The organism is Nesterenkonia sandarakina (assembly GCF_013410215.1).
In the GTDB taxonomy this organism is placed as follows: domain Bacteria; phylum Actinomycetota; class Actinomycetes; order Actinomycetales; family Micrococcaceae; genus Nesterenkonia; species Nesterenkonia sandarakina.
The window spans coordinates 2,239,796-2,256,619 of sequence record NZ_JACCFQ010000001.1 but is presented as its reverse complement, the minus strand read 5'-3'; the positions used below and the strand labels follow the sequence as shown (position 1 = coordinate 2,256,619).

16 protein-coding genes are annotated in these 16,824 nt (G+C 68.7%); 2 read left to right on the top strand and 14 right to left on the bottom strand.

Going from position 1 to position 16,824, the window contains the following annotated elements; genetic code table 11:
* Positions 1–44: 44 nt before the first annotated feature.
* The 8 genes from recO to hrcA form a co-directional block, all read right to left on the bottom strand.
* Entirely contained in the window at positions 45–791 is a 747-nt protein-coding gene (gene recO, locus HNR11_RS10365; protein WP_179442199.1) for a DNA repair protein RecO, read from the bottom strand.
* A 164-nt stretch (positions 792–955) separates the two neighbouring features.
* Positions 956–2,716, bottom strand: a complete 1,761-nt coding sequence (leuA, locus tag HNR11_RS10360) for a 2-isopropylmalate synthase (RefSeq protein ID WP_179442198.1) — start codon at positions 2,714–2,716, stop codon at positions 956–958.
* 318 nt (positions 2,717–3,034) lie between these two features.
* Complete coding sequence (gene era, locus HNR11_RS10355) at positions 3,035–4,021, bottom strand: GTPase Era (RefSeq protein WP_058889357.1); 987 nt, start codon at positions 4,019–4,021, stop codon at positions 3,035–3,037.
* Positions 4,022–4,131: 110 nt separating this feature from the next.
* A complete protein-coding gene (gene ybeY, locus HNR11_RS10350; RefSeq protein ID WP_179442197.1) occupies positions 4,132–4,623 on the bottom strand; it encodes an rRNA maturation RNase YbeY in 492 nt (163 codons plus the stop codon).
* Complete coding sequence (locus HNR11_RS10345) at positions 4,620–5,687, bottom strand: PhoH family protein (protein ID WP_058889359.1); 1,068 nt, start codon at positions 5,685–5,687, stop codon at positions 4,620–4,622. The genes ybeY and HNR11_RS10345 overlap by 4 nt, the downstream gene beginning before the upstream one ends.
* An 11-nt stretch (positions 5,688–5,698) precedes the next feature.
* A complete protein-coding gene (locus HNR11_RS10340; protein ID WP_179442196.1) occupies positions 5,699–6,526 on the bottom strand; it encodes a 16S rRNA (uracil(1498)-N(3))-methyltransferase in 828 nt (275 codons plus the stop codon).
* A gap of 30 nt (positions 6,527–6,556) precedes the next feature.
* The gene (gene dnaJ / locus HNR11_RS10335) at positions 6,557–7,678 is read right to left on the bottom strand and encodes a molecular chaperone DnaJ (RefSeq protein WP_179442195.1); all 1,122 of its coding nucleotides are present in this window, start codon (positions 7,676–7,678) and stop codon (positions 6,557–6,559) included.
* 12 nt (positions 7,679–7,690) lie between these two features.
* The gene (gene hrcA / locus HNR11_RS10330) at positions 7,691–8,716 is read right to left on the bottom strand and encodes a heat-inducible transcriptional repressor HrcA (protein ID WP_179442194.1); all 1,026 of its coding nucleotides are present in this window, start codon (positions 8,714–8,716) and stop codon (positions 7,691–7,693) included.
* A 68-nt stretch (positions 8,717–8,784) separates the two neighbouring features.
* Here hrcA and HNR11_RS10325 point away from each other — a divergent pair, with 68 nt between their 5' ends.
* Together HNR11_RS10325 and HNR11_RS10320 are read left to right on the top strand one after the other, a co-directional pair.
* The gene (locus HNR11_RS10325; RefSeq protein ID WP_179442193.1) at positions 8,785–9,675 is read left to right on the top strand and encodes a DUF3097 domain-containing protein; all 891 of its coding nucleotides are present in this window, start codon (positions 8,785–8,787) and stop codon (positions 9,673–9,675) included.
* A gap of 222 nt (positions 9,676–9,897) precedes the next feature.
* Positions 9,898–10,278, top strand: a complete 381-nt coding sequence (locus tag HNR11_RS10320; RefSeq protein WP_179442976.1) for a DUF4870 domain-containing protein — start codon at positions 9,898–9,900, stop codon at positions 10,276–10,278.
* Between the two features lie 132 nt (positions 10,279–10,410).
* On the opposite strand, the gene hemW is transcribed toward HNR11_RS10320, so the two are convergent.
* The 6 genes from hemW to HNR11_RS10290 all read right to left on the bottom strand — a co-directional run bounded on the left by hemW (position 10,411) and on the right by HNR11_RS10290 (position 16,821).
* The gene (gene hemW / locus HNR11_RS10315) at positions 10,411–11,697 is read right to left on the bottom strand and encodes a radical SAM family heme chaperone HemW (protein WP_179442192.1); all 1,287 of its coding nucleotides are present in this window, start codon (positions 11,695–11,697) and stop codon (positions 10,411–10,413) included.
* A gap of 3 nt (positions 11,698–11,700) precedes the next feature.
* The gene (gene lepA, locus HNR11_RS10310; protein WP_179442191.1) at positions 11,701–13,563 is read right to left on the bottom strand and encodes a translation elongation factor 4; all 1,863 of its coding nucleotides are present in this window, start codon (positions 13,561–13,563) and stop codon (positions 11,701–11,703) included.
* Between the two features lie 184 nt (positions 13,564–13,747).
* Positions 13,748–14,008 carry a 30S ribosomal protein S20 gene (rpsT, locus tag HNR11_RS10305; RefSeq protein WP_036475968.1) on the bottom strand — a complete coding sequence of 87 codons (261 nt, stop codon included), beginning with the start codon at positions 14,006–14,008 and terminating at the stop codon, positions 13,748–13,750.
* A gap of 286 nt (positions 14,009–14,294) precedes the next feature.
* Positions 14,295–15,323: a DNA polymerase III subunit delta gene (gene holA / locus HNR11_RS10300; protein WP_179442190.1), complete on the bottom strand. Its 1,029-nt coding sequence runs from the start codon at positions 15,321–15,323 to the stop codon at positions 14,295–14,297.
* Positions 15,324–15,410: 87 nt separating this feature from the next.
* Positions 15,411–15,698, bottom strand: coding sequence for a hypothetical protein (locus HNR11_RS10295; protein WP_179442189.1), 288 nt, complete (start codon positions 15,696–15,698; stop codon positions 15,411–15,413).
* A 124-nt stretch (positions 15,699–15,822) separates the two neighbouring features.
* Complete coding sequence (locus HNR11_RS10290) at positions 15,823–16,821, bottom strand: MaoC/PaaZ C-terminal domain-containing protein (protein WP_179442188.1); 999 nt, start codon at positions 16,819–16,821, stop codon at positions 15,823–15,825.
* Positions 16,822–16,824 lie beyond the last annotated feature (3 nt).

Below are 16,824 nucleotides of genomic sequence, written 5' to 3'. Positions count from 1 at the left end.
CGGTCTGCGGGTGTCGCGGGCGCGGGTCTGCGGGACGGGGCGGCTCAGAGACCCAGCGAGGTCAGTCTGCGCTCCAGGTGGTGCTGGGCGTAGCCGATCACCACGTTCGTCGCCTCATGCCGGATGTCGCTGCGGAAGGAGCGGGTCTGCTCCCAGTGGCCGTGCTGCAGCGCGTGCAGCAGCTCCACCGTGGCCGGGTCCAGGGTGCGGGTGCCCGGGGGGCGGCAGTCGACACACACCGGTCCGCTGGCCGCCGGATGGAAGCCGGTGTGCGCGCCGGGTCTGCCGCAGGCCACGCAGGCGGTCCAGGTCACCGCCCAGCCCGCCGCGGACAGGGCGCGCAGCAGGTAGGAGTTCAGCACGACGTCGGCCGGGTGCACCCCGCGGGCCAGCGCGGAGTACCCGCCGTGAAGCAGCCGGAACTGGGCACCCCCGAAGCCGGAATCCGACTCCACGTCCATCAGCCGTTCCGCGGTCTCGGCCATGGTGCTCGCCGCCATGTACTTCTCGTAGTCGGCCACGATCGCCGGACCGTAGGTGTGCCGCGAGGTGGCCTGGGTGACGATGTCCAGGGAGCGGCCGTGGACGAACTGCACATCAGCCACCATGAACGGCTCGACCGTGGCGCCAAACTTCGAGGAGGTGCGACGCACTCCCTTCGCGACCGCCCGCACCAGCCCGTTCGCTGAGGTCAGCGCGGTGATGATGCGATCCGCCTCACCCAGGTTCTGGGTGCGCAGCACGATCGCGGCGTCCCGGTAGGAGCGGGACGCGAAGGTGGATCCGGCCATGCTGGCAGAGTACTACAGCGGCATGGGCGCCAGCCCGGAACTGCCCCGCGGCAGCCCGGAACTGTCCCGCGCCGGATTGGGGCCGCGCCGGCCCCAGGCCGCGCAACCTCGGCTCGGGACGGTCCGGGCCCGCGATCGGAGCTGGCTCAGCCCACCAGGAGCCGTCACGTCACCGGGGCGGCGTCGCGCAGCGCCCGGTTCACCGCAGAGATCACGGCCTGTAGCGAGGCCAGGGTGGTGTTGTGATCCAGCCCCACGCCCCAGAGCACCCGCTCGCCGATCGCCAGCTCCACGAAGGACGCCGCCTGAGCGTCTCCGCCCTGGCTCATGGCGTGCTCGGTGTAGTCCAGCAGCCGCACGTCCACGCCGTCTGCGGCGAGGATCTTCAGCAGCGCCGCGATGGGGCCGTTGGCGTGGGCGGACTGCGAGCTGGTGCGACCGCCGGCCTGCAGCTCCACCTCCATGTGGAAGACCCCCTCCGCGTTGGACGAGGTGTTGACCTCATCCAGGCGGTAGTGCCCCCACTGGTGATCCGTGGTGTCCACGGGGAGGTACTCGTCCTGGAAGATCTGCCAGATCTCGTCTCCGGAGACCTCGCCGCCGCCGTCGTCGGCTCGGCGCTGGATGACTCCGGAGAACTCGACCTGGGCGCGGCGCGGAAGATCGATGCCGCGCTCGGCCTTGAGCAGGTAGGAGACCCCGCCCTTGCCGGACTGCGAGTTCACCCGGATGACCGCCTCGTAGCTGCGGCCGATGTCCTTGGGGTCGATCGGCAGGTAGGGCACGGCCCAGGTGATCTCCTCGCGGGAGGTGCCCGCCGCGCTGGCGCGGGCGTCCATATGCTCGAAGCCCTTCTTGATCGCGTCCTGGTGCGAGCCGGAGAACGCGGTGAACACCAGGTCTCCGCCGTAGGGGGAACGCTCCGGGACGCCCATCTGGTTGCAGTGCTCCACGGTGCTGCGGATCGTGCTCATGTCCCGGAAGTCCAGCTCCGGGTCCACTCCCTGGCTGAACAGGTTCATGCCCAGGGTGATCAGGTCGACGTTGCCGGTGCGCTCACCGTTGCCGAAGAGGCAGCCTTCGATCCGGTCAGCCCCAGCCATGTAGCCCAGTTCCGCGGCGGCCACGCCGGTGCCGCGGTCGTTGTGCGGGTGCAGCGAGAGCACGATCGACTCCCGGTTGCGCAGGTTCCGGTGCATCCATTCGATGGAGTCTGCGTAGACGTTCGGGGTGGCCATCTCCACGGTGGCCGGCAGGTTGATGATCACCGGCTTCTCCGGCGTGGCGCCGAAGACCTCGACCACCTCGTCCGAGATGAGCGCGGCGAAGTCGAGTTCAGTCCCGGTGAAGGACTCCGGAGAGTACTGGTAGACGATCTCGGTGGGCGTCTTGGAGGCGGCGTGCATCGCCTCCTCGTACTTCTTGCACAGCCGCGCACCCTGGGTGGCGATGTCCACGATTCCGTCCCGGTCGGCCTTGAAGACGACCTCGCGCTGGAGCACCGAGGTGGAGTTGTACAGGTGCACGATGGCGCGCGGGGCTCCGGCGATGGCCTCGAAGGTGCGCTCGATCAGCGCCTCGCGGGCCTGGGTGAGCACCTGGATGTAGACGTCATCCGGGATCTTGTCCTGCTCGATCAGCTGCCGGACGAAGTCGTAGTCGGTCTGGGAGGCCGAGGGGAACCCGACCTCGATCTCCTTGAACCCCATGTTCACCAGCAGTTCGAACATCCGGTGCTTGCGGTCCGGGGTCATCGGGTCGATCAGCGCCTGGTTTCCGTCCCGCAGATCCACCGCGCACCAGCGCGGGGCGCTCCGGATGGTCTTGTCCGGCCAAGTGCGGTCCGGGAGCGAGACGGTGATCTGGTCCTCGAAGGGCACATACCGCTGGAAGGGCATCGGGGAGGTCTTCTGGAGCTTGCGCATGGGAGCTTCCTTGCTGTGGACGAGCTGAGGGCGAACGGTCGAGGCGGAGGAGCTCCGCAGCGGGGATTCGACCTGGAAGTGCTGCGCGTTGCTGGATCTACGAGCTGGACCGGATTCGGTGAGCTGGGATCAGGCGCGTGCGAGCTCTTCCCCGCTGCGGCGGAGAAGCTCTAGTAGTAGCGCTCGCTGGCGTATCGTCTGCACAACTCACAAACTAGCATGCGTCCCCGGCCTGTGCGGTGGGTCACCCTGATTCTCATCATGTGGACCATCCGCCCCGAGCGGGCAGGGCGGCGAGGCCCCACCTCGGGCGGTGGGCTAGAAGCCGAGCCGTCCCAGCTTCTTGGGGTCGCGCTGCCATTCCTTGGTCACCTTCACGTGCAGGTCCAGGTACACCGGGGTGCCCAGCAGCTTGACAATGCCTTCCCGGGCGTCGGTGCCGATGGCCTTGAGCCGGGCGCCGCGCTTGCCGATGATGATCGCCTTCTGCGAGTCGCGCTCCACGTGGATGGAGACCCGCACGTCCAGCAGCGGACGATCTTCGGGGCGATCCTCGCGGGGCACCATCTCCTCGACCACCACCGCGATGGAGTGTGGCAGCTCGTCGCGGACATCCTCCAGCGCGGCCTCCCGGACCAGCTCCGCGACCATGACAGCCTCGGGCTCATCGGTGAGCTCGCCCTCGGGGTACAGCGGCGGAGACTTCGGCATCATCGCCGCGAGCTGCTCCACCACCACTTCGGTCTGCTCCCCCTCCACGGCGGAGACCGGGATGATCTCGGCGAAGCCGCCTGCCTGATTGCCCTCCTGGGCGAGGTGTTCCCGGCCGAGCTGGTCCACTGCCATGAGCTGCTCGGCGAGGTCTTCGCGGGAGACCTTGTCCACCTTGGTGACCAGCGCGATCACCCGCTTATGCGGGAGCTTGGTCAGCTGGGCGGCGATGAAGCGGTCACCGGGACCGACCTTCTCATCGGCCGGGATGCAGAACCCGACGACGTCGACCTCGGAGAGGGTGTCGATGACCAGACCGTTGAGCCGCTTGCCCAGCAGGGTGCGCGGGCGGTGCAGCCCCGGGGTGTCGACCAGGACCAGCTGGAAGTCGCTGCGGTGCACGATCCCGCGGATGGTGTGCCGGGTGGTCTGCGGCTTCGAGGAGGTGATCGCCACCTTGTCCCCCACCAGGGCGTTGGTCAGCGTGGACTTTCCTGCGTTGGGCCGCCCGACCAGGCTGGCGAACCCTGCGCGGAAGTTCTCATCGAAGCTCGCGAAGCCCTCCTGCTGCGGCGGCATCTGTGCTGGGGTCATCGTGGGGTTCCGATCCTCTCCTGCGCCGGGGCCGCGGCTGCGGTCCGGTCGTCCTGCTGGGCTGTGCCTGGTGCGCTGTGCCTGGTGCGCTCTGCGTGGTGGCCTGGGTGTCAGACCGTCGGCGTGGGGGCGGCGTGACCGAGGAACTCCTCCAGGAGCGCCCGCTGCAGGGTGAACATCTCTTCGCGGTCGGCCGGCTCGGCGTGGTCGTGTCCGAGCAGGTGCAGCACCCCGTGGGTCGCCAGCAGCGCCAGCTCGGCGCTCAGCGGGTGCCCGTTGGCCTGCGCCTGCGTCGCCGCGACCGCGGGGCAGATCACGATGTCGCCCAGCACGCCCTCGGTGACCGGGTCCTCAGCGGTGCCGGCGATCAGCTCGTCCATCGGGAAGCTCATCACATCGGTGGCGCCGGGCAGGTCCATCCAGTCCAGGTGCAGCCCCTCGATCGTGGCCTCGTCCACCAGTGTGATGGACAGCGCCACCGCTGGTCCCAGGTGCAGCCTGGCGTAGAGGAACCCGGTGAGGTCCAACAGCTCGGCCAGGTGCTCTCCGGAGATCAGACCGGACCCGGAGCTGTCCTCCACGGTGACCTGGACCTCGGTCATCGTCGACCTCCGCGTCGGGTTCCCTGGGCGGGGGCCCGGTCCTGGTGGCGCTCATAGGCGTCCACGATCCGGCCGACCAAGGCGTGGCGGACCACGTCCTCGGAGCCGAAGCGGGCGATCTCGATGCCCTCGACGCCGTCGAGGATCTCGATCACGGTGCGCAGCCCGGAATCGGTGCCGCGCGGCAGGTCGACCTGGGTGATGTCCCCGGTGACCACGATCTTGGAGTTGAATCCGAGCCGGGTGAGGAACATCTTCATCTGCTCGGCGGTGGTGTTCTGCGCCTCATCCAGGATGATGAACGAATCATTCAGCGTGCGCCCGCGCATATACGCCAGCGGAGCCACCTCGATGATCCCGGACTCCATGAGCCGCGGGATGGAGTCCGGGTCGATCATGTCGTGCAGCGCGTCGTAGAGCGGGCGCAGGTAGGGGTCGATCTTGTCGTTGAGGCTGCCCGGCAGGAAGCCGAGCTTCTCTCCGGCCTCCACCGCGGGGCGGGTCAGGATGATCCGGTTGACCTCCCGGGCCTGCAGCGCCTGGACCGCCTTGGCCATGGCCAGGTAGGTCTTGCCGGTGCCGGCGGGTCCGATGCCGAAGACCACGGTGGACTCGTCGATGGTGTCCACGTAGCTCTGCTGGTTCTTGGTCTTGGGCCGGATGGTGCGGCCCCGGTGCGAGAGGATGTTCGTGGTCACGATCCGGGCCGAGTCCTGTGCGGCGTCGGCGCGCACCATGGTGGCGACCTGCTCGATGATCTCCTCGGTGACCGTGGTGCCCGAGGCGGCAAGGGTCTTGAGCTGGGTCAGGATCTCCACGATCCCGGTGACCTCCTCGGTGGGACCGCCCACCGTGATCAGCTGATCCCGCAGCCCGATCGAGGAGGCCGGGTAGATCCCCTGCAGGATCCGCAGCGCGAGATCCCCGGCGCCGAGGCTGCGGAACATGGTGTCGGCATCGGCGAAGTAGACCTGACGCTCGATGTTGCCCAGGGCGGCGGCGGTGGCGCCGCGGGCCGCTCCGGAGATGGTGGATGTGCTCGGGTTCTGCGAAGTCTCAGTCATTGATCCTCAGTCTATGCGCTCTGTTCGAGGGGACCAGCCCCGGTGTCCCAGTCCCAGCGCCCCAGGAGCAGCTGAGTGGCCGCCAGGGCTGCGGGGCCAGCGGTGGAGGAACGCAGCACGGTAGGTCCGAGCCGAGCGATCCGCGCCCCGGCCGCCGTGAGCAGCTCGATCTCGCGGTCAGTGATCCCGCCCTCCGGCCCGACCACCAGATGCAGCTCCTGCAGCTGCTGCCCGGAGCTCTCCTGTCCCATACCGGCCTGCAGCGCGGCGATCGCCTCCGCCAGCGAGGTCTCCTGGGTTTCGTGCAGGACGACGACGCCGACTCCGGCGCCTGCGGACTCGACCGCGCGCAGGTAGGCCGCGGTGCTCTGCAGCGGACGGACCTCGGGGATGGTGGTGCGGCGGGTCTGTTTCGCCGCTGTGGTGACCGTGGCGACCCATTCCGCGTGCTTCTTGGCCTCGCGCCCGGCCTTCCAGCGCGCGACGGAGCGTTCCGCCTGCCACGGGATGACCGCATCCACGCCGAGCTCGGTGGCGGACTCCACGCCTTGGAGGTCACGGCGATCCTTGGCCAGCGCCTGGACCAGCACCAGCCGGGGCAGCAGCACCGGCTCCTGGGTGACCGAGAGGATCTCTACCTGGAGCTGCCCGTCCCCGGCTGCGCGCACCAGACCCTCGGCTCGGCGTCCCACGGTGTCGGAGAGCAGCACCGACTCCCCGGGCTGAAGCCGCATCACGGTGGCGGCGTGGTGACCCTCGCGCCCGGTGAGCGTGATCAGCTCGCCCACCCCGGCGGCGTCGAGCGCCCCCGGGGCGAGGTGGAACAGCGGTGCCGTCATCTCAGTCTGCGCATCTGATCGGCGTCATCTCTAGAGCGCGTCCCAGCGTTCGCGCAGCTTCGCGAAGACGCCGCGGTGCTCGGTGGTGGACTCCCCGCGCTCCTCGCCGCGTTCCACGGCGAGCTCGCGCAGCAGCGCAGCCTCGCGATCGGAGATCTTGGTGGGGGTCTCCACCTTCAGGTGCACCTTCAGCGCGCCGCGTCCGCCGCCGCGCAGATGGGTGACTCCGCGCTCCTTCAGCGTGAGCACCTCACCGGACTGGGTGCCCGGCTTCACGGTGAGCTCCTCGGCGCCGTCGAAGGTGTCCAGGGCGACCATGGTGCCCAGGGCGGCGGCGGTCATCGGGATCGAGACGGTGGCGTGCAGGTCATTGCCGCGGCGGGTGAAGACCTCGTGCGGCTTGACCTCGACCTCGATGAACAGGTCCCCGGAGGGCCCGCCGGCCAGCCCGGCCTCGCCCTCGCCGGCCAGGTGGATCCGGTTGCCGCGGTCCACGCCTGCCGGGACCTTGACCTTCAGGGACTTCCGTTCGCGCACCCGGCCCTGGCCGTCGCACTCCTGGCAGGGGTCTTCGATGATGTTGCCGAAGCCGGCGCAGCGTGCACAGGTCTGGGTCTGGATCACGGTGCCCAGGATGGACCGCATCGGACGCTGGACCTGGCCCTGACCGTGGCAGTCCGGGCAGGTGGTCGGCGAGGTGCCTTTGCGGGTGCAGGAACCGTCACAGACGGTGCAGGTCACCGCGGTCTCCAGCTCCACCTCCTTGGTGGTGCCGAACACGGCGTCGCGCAGGTCGATCCGGACCCGGATCAGTGAGTCCTGACCGCGGCGGGTGCGTGAGGCGGGGCCGCCGCCTCCGCCGCCGAAGAAGGTCTCGAAGATGTCCCCGAAGCCGCCGAAGCCGCCGCCTGCTCCCCCGCCGGGGAATCCGGCGCGGCCGTTCGCGTCACCGGTGGCGTCGTAGTTCTGCCGCTTCTGCGGGTCCGAGAGCACCTCGTAGGCGTGGCCGAGCACCTTGAACTGCTCGGCGGCGTCCTCGGAGGGATTCACGTCGGGGTGAAGCTTGCGGGCCTGTTTGCGGTAGGCCTTCTTGATCTCTTCGGTGGACGCCGAGCGGCTGACGCCGAGCGCCTCGTAGTAGTCAGTCGTCATCTTCGTGGACGTTCACCCTTCGGAAAGAATTCGGGAGAGGTAACGCGCCATTGCGCGCACCGCGGACATGGTGGAGCCGTAATCCATGCGAGTCGGACCGACGACGCCGAGCTTGGCGCCCTCGGCTCCCACCTGGGAGCCGTACTGGGCTGCGACGACGGCGGTCTCCATCAGCGAATCATGGCTGGTCTCGTGACCGATGCGGATGGAGAGGCCACGCCGATCCTGCTCCATCTCTGTCAACAGCCGAAGCAGCACGACTTGTTCCTCAAGCGCCTCGAGGATGGGTCCGATGGAGGGACCCAGGTCGCGGCCCGACCTGGCGAGGTTAGCAGTCCCGGCCATGATGATGCGATCCACCCGGGAGGACTCCAGGATCGTCTCCACGGCCTGGGCGATGATCGCCATCGACGGGCGAAGCACCGGCTCCACCCGGCTGATCAAGGTGTCATTGGGCAGCGGCAGGGCCGAGATGGTGCGCTGGTGCAGCTCCGTGGAGAGGACCTGAGCGATCCGGTGCAGCGAATCATCACCGATCGCCTCGGCCAGGGTGACCATGCGCTGCTCGACCTTCCCGGAGGAGAGGATCACGATGGTCAGCACCTTGTGCGAGGACATCGAGACGACGTCGACGTGCCGGATCTTCGCCGTGGAACGCTGCGGGTGCTGCAGGACGGCGACCTGGTTGGTGAGCATCGCCAGAAGCCGCACCGTGTGCTCGAGCATCGCGTCGTGGTCGTCGGCGGTCTCCAGCAGGGTGTCCATGGCGCGGCGCTCGGCGGCTGAGAGCGGTCGGACCTCGGTGATCTTGTCCACGAACCGCCGATACCCCAGGTCGGTGGGGATCCGGCCCGCTGAGGTGTGCGGAGCCGCGATCAGCCCCTCCTCCTCGAGGTGGGCCATGTCATTGCGGATCGTGGCGGGTGAGACTTCGAGGTCATGGCGCTCCACCAGGGCCCGGGATCCGACCGGCTCCCGGGTGTGGACATAGTCCTCCACGATGGCACGCAGGACCTGCAGTCGACGGGTGTCTGACATGTAAGTGTGGCGCCTCCTCACCATCTGGCACTCTTCGAGTACAAGTGCTAATTCTACAATGGGTGATCATGAGCGCTCCGCACCTTCCCGAATGGCGTCCCTCCTCCCCCTCGAGCTGGGGCGCCCAGGACCTATCCCAGCTGCGCCAGAGCCAGCTGCGCAAGGTCTCCGCCATGCCCGCAGACCACGGGGCGGTGATCGAGGAGGTCGAATCCGGCTGGGTCGGGGCGATCATCTCGGTGGAGGCCTCCGGCGGCGTCGCGGTGGTCAGCCTGGAGGATCGCCGCGGCAAGGTCCGCTCCTTCCCGCTGGGGCACGGGTTCCTGCACGAGGGTCAGCCGGTGGAGCTGACTCCCCCGACTCCCCGCGCCGCCGCGCCGAAGCCCGCACGCACCGCCTCGGGCTCGGTGGCGGTCCACGACGCGCCAGCGCGCGTGGCTCGCGCCTCACGGATCTGGGTCGAGGGCACTCATGACGCGGAGCTGGTGGAGAAGGTCTGGGGCGAGGACCTGAGGATCGAGGGCATCGTGGTGGAACCGCTGCACGGCGCCGATGACCTGCTCGGCGCCATCCGCGCATTCCGGCCCGGTCCCCAGCGGCGCGTCGGAGTGCTGCTGGATCACCTGGTCCCGGGCTCCAAGGAGTCCCGCATCGCCCGCGAGGTCATGCAGCAGCAGGGCGCCCAGGGCAATGTGGCGGTCCTTGGCCACCCCTACGTGGACGTCTGGCAGGCCGTGAAGCCACACCTGCTGGGCTTCACCCGCTGGCCGGACATCCCGCGCAGCCAGGACATCAAGGTCGGCACGTTGCAGGCGCTTGGCTGGCCGCACGCGAACCAGCGTGACATTGCCCACGGCTGGAAGCGGATCCTGGCCCAGGTGACCAGCTACGCCGACCTGGAACCCTCGCTGCTGGGACGCGTGGAGGAGCTCATCGACTTCGTCACTGTCGAGCCCTGAGCCGGCTTCTGCCCGCGGCGCCAGCCCTGACTCTCAGCCCCGCGCAAGAGTCTGCCGAACCCGGTCCCCGACACGCCCGCGCGGCCGGTTCAATGTTCAGGCTCAGTCGATAGAATCGAGGCATAGGACAGCTCGGTGCTGTGTGAGCGGAGCCGCAATCATGGAGGTGCAGTGGCGCAGAATCAGAAGCCCCAGGGTGACCGCTCGAGCCAGGATGCTCGGATGGACTCCTCTGCAGGCCTGAGGGGCTCCTCCGCCGCCGCGGCACCGCTGACTCCCGCCGAGGATCGCCGCTGGGCGACGCTCTCGCACTTCGGGGCACTCATCGGCTGCCTGCCCTCCCTTGCGGTGTACTTGGTCTACCGCGACCGCGGCCCGTTCACCGCCCAGGAGTCCAAGGAAGCGCTGAACTTCACCCTGCCGCTGACCGTGGTCATGCTGGCCTGCTACATCCTTGCGCTGCTCCCGGCCATCGGCTGGATCTTCGGGATCCTTGCCGTGCTGCTCTGGGTCTATATGACCCTCTCCGGGCTCGTCGCCGGGATCCAGTGCAATAAGGGCCGGCCCTACCGGTACCCGCTGAATCTCCGCCTCATCCACTGAGCCCACCCGGCCGAGAGACCGTGAGCCGGGCTTGAGTCCTGACATGGCCGGGATGGCGTCACCTGAGCGCGATGCCCTGACCTGCGCGGGATGACCTGACTCAGGCGAGATCACCCCGTGGGGCCGTCGGCCTCAGGGGGCGAGTCGGCGGGTGACCGCATCCGCCAGCAGCCGTCCGCGCAGGGTGAGCACCGCTCGCCCCTGCGGGTACGCGGTGCCCGGCTGCGCGGCGACGTCGTCGATGAGCCCGTCATGGACCAGGGACTGCAGGCTCTTGGCGCTGATCTTCTCGCCCTGGCTGCGGCGAAGCTGCGGCAGCGCGTTGAACTCTGCCACGTCCAGTCCCTCGGCCAGCCGCAGCCGCAGCATCAGGTGCTCCAGGGTCTGGTCCTCATCGGCCAGCAGCTCCCGGCCGTGGCCCGGGGTGGCGCCGCCGGAAAGACGCTGCGCGTAGGCGGCCGGGTGCTTCACGTTCCACCAGCGCAGGCCCGCCATATGCGAATGCGCACCGGGACCGGCGCCCCACCAGTCCGAGTCCAGCCAGTAGTTCAGGTTGTGCTCGGAGCGGGTGCCGCGGCTGGTGGAGAAGTTCGAGACCTCGTACCAGTCCAGCCCGGCGGCGCCGAGCACCTCATCGGTGATCAGATACTTGTCCGCCTGGTCATCGGGGTCGATGTCGGGCAGCGCTCCGCGCTTGATCTTCGCCGCCATGGCGGTGCCCTCCTCGATGATCAGCGAGTAGGCCGAGATGTGGTCTGGCTGCAGCGCGACCGCGTGGTCCAGGCTGGCGCGCCAGTCCTCGAGGCTCTCCCCCGGCGTCCCGGAGATCAGATCCAGGCTGACCTGCAGGCCCGCGGCACGGGCGGCGTGGACGGCACGCTCCACGTTGGCCGGGTCATGAGTGCGGTCCAGGGTCCCCAGCACATGCGGCACCGCGGACTGCATGCCCAAGCTGAGTCGGGTGAACCCGGCCTCGGCCAAGACCTGCGCGGTGGCCTCGGTGATGGTGTCAGGGTTCGCCTCGGTGGTGATCTCCGCGTCGACGCGGAAGCCGAAGAGCTCACGGGCACGGGTGAGGATCCGGGCCAGCTCCTCGGGAGGCAGCAGCGTAGGGGTGCCGCCGCCGAAGAACACCGTGGAGAACAGCCGTTCCGGGGCGCCCATGGTGTCCAGGACCCCGCGGGCGAAGACCAGCTCCGAGATCAGCGTGTCCGGGTAGGTGACCTGCGAGGCCCCGGGACCGAGATCCTCAGCGGTGTAGGTGTTGAAGTCGCAGTAGCCGCAGCGCACGCTGCAGAACGGGATGTGCACGTAGAGGCCGAAGGGCACCTCGGCGCGTCCCGGCAGGGCCTGCTGCACAGCGGGCGGAAAGCCGCCGTCGGCAGGGACCGGGTCGCCCAGGGGAAGGGTGGAGGGCAAGGCCTACTTCTTCCCCGCCTTCTCCTTGCCGGCGTCCTCATCCGAGGACAGCGCGGCGATGAAGGCCTCCTGCGGGACCTCCACGGTGCCGACCATCTTCATCCGCTTCTTGCCCTCCTTCTGCTTCTCCAGCAGCTTGCGCTTGCGGCTGATGTCGCCGCCGTAGCACTTGGAGAGCACGTCTTTGCGGATCGCGCGGATGTTCTCACGCGCGATGATCCGGGAGCCGATCGCGGCCTGGATCGGGACCTCGAACTGCTGGCGCGGGATCAGCTCCTTGAGCCGGGAGGCCATCTTCACGCCGTAGGCGTACGCCGAGTCCCGGTGGGTGATCGCGGAGAACGCGTCCACCTGGTCGCCCTGGAGCAGGATGTCCACCTTCACCAGGTCCGCGGCCTGCTGGCCGACGCCCTGCCAGTTCAGCGAGGCGTAGCCCTTGGTGCGGGACTTCAGCTGGTCGAAGAAGTCGAACACGATCTCGGCCAGCGGCATCTTGTAGCGGATCTCCACACGCTCGGCGGAGAGGTAGTCCATGCCTTCCATGGTGCCGCGCCGGGACTGGCAGAGCTCCATGACCGGGCCGATGAACTCCGCGGGGACGATCACCGTGGCGTCCACGACCGGCTCACGGATCTCGGTGACCTTGCCCTCGGGGAACTCCGATGGGTTGGTCACCCGGTGGATCTCGCCGTCCTCGGCGGTGACCTCGTAGACCACGTTGGGGGCGGTGGAGATCAGGTCGAGGTTGTACTCGGACTCCAGGCGCTCCCGGGTGATCTCCAGGTGCAGCAGGCCCAGGAAGCCCACGCGGAAGCCGAAGCCCAGCGCGGTGGAGGTCTCGGGCTCGAAGTTCAGCGCGGCGTCGTTGAGCTGCAGCTTCTCCAGCGCCTCACGCAGCACCGGGAAGTCGGAGCCGTCCAGCGGGAAGAGCCCGGAGAAGACCATCGGGGACGGATCGTCGTAGCCACCGATGATCTGCTCAGCAGGACGGTTCTGCGAGGTGACGGTGTCACCGACCTTAGAGAGCCGCACATCCTTCACCCCGGTGATCAGATAGCCGACCTCTCCGACGCCGAGGCCCTTGGTGGCTTCGGGCTCCGGAGAGGAGACGCCGATCTCCAGGAGCTCGTGGGTGGCGCCGGTGGACATCATCTTGATCTTCTCGCGGTGTCCGAGCCTGCCGTCGACCACGCGCACGAAGGTGACCACGCCGCGGTAGGTGTCATAGACGGAGTCGAAGATCATCGCGCGGGCCGGAGCGTCGGCGTCGCCCTCCGGGGCCGGGATCTCAGCGACGATCCGGTCCAGCAGCTCCTCCACGCCGTCGCCGGTCTTGCCGGAGACGCGCAGCACGTCCTCGGGCTCGCAGCCGATCAGGTAGGCGATCTCCTCGGCGTACTTCTCCGGCTGGGCCGAGGGCAGGTCGATCTTGTTCAGCACCGGGATGATCTTGAGCTCGTGCTCCATGGCGAGGTACAGGTTGGCCAGGGTCTGTGCCTCGATGCCCTGGGCGGCGTCGACCAGGAGCAGCGCCCCTTCGCAGGCGGCCAGCGAGCGGGAGACCTCATAGGAGAAGTCCACGTGCCCGGGGGTGTCGATCATGTGGAAGGCGTAGGTCTGCCCGTCCAGTTCCCAGGGCATGCGCACCGCCTGGGACTTGATGGTGATGCCGCGGTCGCGCTCGATGGCCATCCGGTCCAGGTACTGAGCCTTCATGTCACGGGGCTGGACCACCCCGGTGAGCTGCAGCATCCGGTCTGCAAGCGTGGACTTGCCGTGGTCGATGTGCGCGATGATGCAGAAGTTCCTGATGACACTGGGGTCAGTGGCGGCGGGCACCTGCGAGCTGCGGGCCTTCGGTGACACGGTGGTGGGGGTCCTTTGCTTCGTCGAGACGCCGGGCGGTGTGGTGCACCTGGCACTTCATTGTTCCATGACTGCTGTTCCAAGACTGCCTGGCGCGGTGGCGTATTGCGCAAACGGGGCCCCGCGCAGCGCGCAGGGCCCCGTTGCTCGCGCTCCAGGGAGCGGAGGTGTCAGAGAGTCAAGCTCAGAGAGCGTTGACGGTGGCGGCCAGACCGGACTTGCGGTTGGCGGCGTTGTTCTTGTGCAGAACACCCTTGGACACGGCCTTGTCCAGCTTGCGAGCGGCCTCGCGGTTGGCCGCGATCGCTGCGTCCTTGTCGCCGGCGGCAACAGCGTTGCGGACCTTCTTGATGGCGGTCCGCAGCTGGGACTTGACGCCCTGGTTGCGCTGGCGCGCCTTCTCGTTGGTGAGAATGCGCTTCTTCTGAGACTTGATGTTTGCCACGAGTTGTCTTTCTGTCTGAGGTCACTGGTCGTGAGGTACGTCCCTGTCGGCCGGCAGCAGACAAACTTCAGTGGCGTGGGGTTGCCATAGCGATTGCGCAGCCCTTTGAGGTAGAGGGCCCAGAACTGCGCGAGACTTGCTGCCGCAGGGGTTTGGGGCTCTTTCGAACCCTAGACACTGCCTATAGACGATAGCAGAGAAGCCGCACTCCAGCCAGCGCAGAGACCTGCCATCAGGCCCGTGTCCGGGCCCCTGACCGGGGCTGCAGGAAGGTTCGGGCAGGTGCTCAGCGACCCACCGAGGAGGCGATGGCGGTGATGGCACGTTCCACCGCGTACTCCGGGGTCCGTGAGGCGCCCTTGGCCTCGGCGTCGGCCCGGGCGATCGCCTCGATGGCCTCGGCTGCGCGCAGCGGGTGCCAGCGTCGGGCGGTCTCTGCGACCTGCTGCAGCTGCCAGGGCGCAGCACCCAGGGTGGAGGCCAGCGCAGCGGGGCTGCCGCGGTGGTCCACCAGCGCCGCGATGTGCCGACCCTTGCGGGCCAGCGCGGCGGTGACCGCGATCGGTGAGACCCCGGTGGCGATGGCGTGGCGGTAGAGCCTGGTGGCGGCCTCGCGGCGACCCTCGAAGGCGGCGTCGGCGACCTTGAACGCACTCGCCTCGACGCGGCCGCCGTGGTAGCGGTCCACGTCTTCTTCGGTGATGTCCCCGGAGATGTCGGCCATGAGCTGCTGGCAGGCTCCGCCGAGGTCCGAGAGCGTGGAACCCGCCGCAGCGACCAGCGCCCGGGCGCCGTCGGCGTGGATCTCGCGCCCCGCGGCGCGGAACTCACGACGCACGAAGTCGAGCTTCTCGTTGTCGTTCCGAGCCCCGGCACAGTCGACGACGACGGCGCGCTTGGCCAGCGCGTCGAGCAGCTTCTTGCCCCGGTTGCCTCCGCTGTGCCGCAGCACCAGGGTCACATCCTCGGGCTTCTCCTCGAGGTAGGCCAGGGCGTCGGTGAGGAAGGTGTCATTCATCGCCGCAAGGTCCTCAGCCAGGACCAGCCGCGCCTCGCCGAAGAGCGAGGGCGAGGTGAGCGTGAAGAGCTCGCCAGGGGCCGCGTTGGCCACGTCGAGCCGGCTGAACTCCAGATCTGGGTGCTCGGCACGCAGGGCCTGTTTGATCCGGTCCAGCGCGCGGCTGGCGAGGTAGTCCTCGTTGCCCTTGAGCAGGATCAGCGGCGCCGGCTCCACACCGCGGAAGTCCTGGCCCTCGGCCTTCTTTGCACCACGGCCGGTGCCGCCGCGCTGGGTGCCGGTCCGCTGTGAAGCCATGGGCTCATCCTAGCGGCCCGACGCAGCAACGATGACCCTTTGCACACCTCGGCAGGGGGTCCGCACACGCATCTGGTGCAGTGGTGCTCAGGGGCCGAAGAACAGGGTCGCCCCGAAGATCAGCGCAACGTAGAGCGCCACACATCCGAACCCGGAGACCACCGCTGTGCCCAGGTATCCCCCGGCGGCGAAGCTGCCCGCCGACGCTGCCGCGAACACCACTGGCAGCAGCACCCGCAGCCCGGCGGGATCACCTTGGCCGCTGAGATCGAGAAGCGAGATCATCGATGCGACGCTGGCCAGGAGGAAGCCGACACCGAAGAGGAGACTCCCGCGCCTGATCAGTGGGCCAGGCTCTGCGGGAGTCTCTCTCATGGTGCTCGTCTCTGCTGGACTCGGGGGTGCTGGACTCGGGGGTGCTGGACTCGGGGGTGCTGGACTCGGGGGTGCTGGACTCAGGAGTGCTGAACCCTGCCGTACTTCACCCAGCCGTGCTGGATCAGGGCAGCTGCAGCCCGGCGTCGAAGTGCCGCCGGGCCTTGCGCGGGTTCCACCCGGTGAAACGCATGGTGTTCGCCCCCTGCGGCTGTGCGGCGAAGGCCACGGTGCCGGGCAGGGTCACCGGAGCCTCGAAACGGATCCACCAGCGGTGCCCGGCGTTCTCCGGCTCCCGTCCCTCCAGCATCCGCCCGGCCGAGTACATGCCATGCACGATCGCGGCGGGCATGCCCAGCGACCTGGCAGTGAGCTGGGACACGTGGATCGGGTTGTAGTCGCCTGAGACCGCGGCGTAGGCCCGACCGGCATCCGAGCCCAGCCGCCAGGTGGCGGTCTTGGTCGGTGGGACGAAGGACTTCGGATCCTCGGAGCGGGCCACGGCGGTGGACCCGTTCTCCGCGGTCCCGGACGCCGCCGAGATCTCCGTGCCGAGCTGGGCGCCCTTGCTGAGGTAGGTCGAGACCGAGCGCCAGAGCACCGCGGACTCCTCTGCGCCAGCTGCTCCGAGGGCGGCCTGCGGGTCTGTCCCGGCTTCAAGGACGGTGACCTTGATGTCCACCTGGGTGCCGCGGCGGTGCGGACGGAGATTCTCGGCGCTCACCAGGATCTGCACGGGCTGACCCACGCGGACCGGACGCAGGTGTTCGACCTCGTTGGACACGTGCACCAGCCCGATCAGCGGCAGCGGGAACGCGTCCTGGCTCATCAGGGCCATCAGGACCGGGAACCCGATGATGTGGACCAGAACCGAGGGCAGCGAGGCGCGGTGGACGCCGTCGAACCCCTCCCCGCCGAAGAGCCGACGGTAGCTCTCGGCCTCTTCCGCGCTGACCCCGGGATGCTGGGCCAGCAGGGTCTGCTTCGGCAGGGAGCGCGGTCCGGCGCCGGGGCGTAGCTTCGAGCGTGCGGCACCCAGAGCGGCGCGCCCGTAGAGGCTGCTCAGGGAGGGCCTCTCGATCTCCGTGATCACAGATTCCGTATTCCGGGATTCAATCTCCATGGC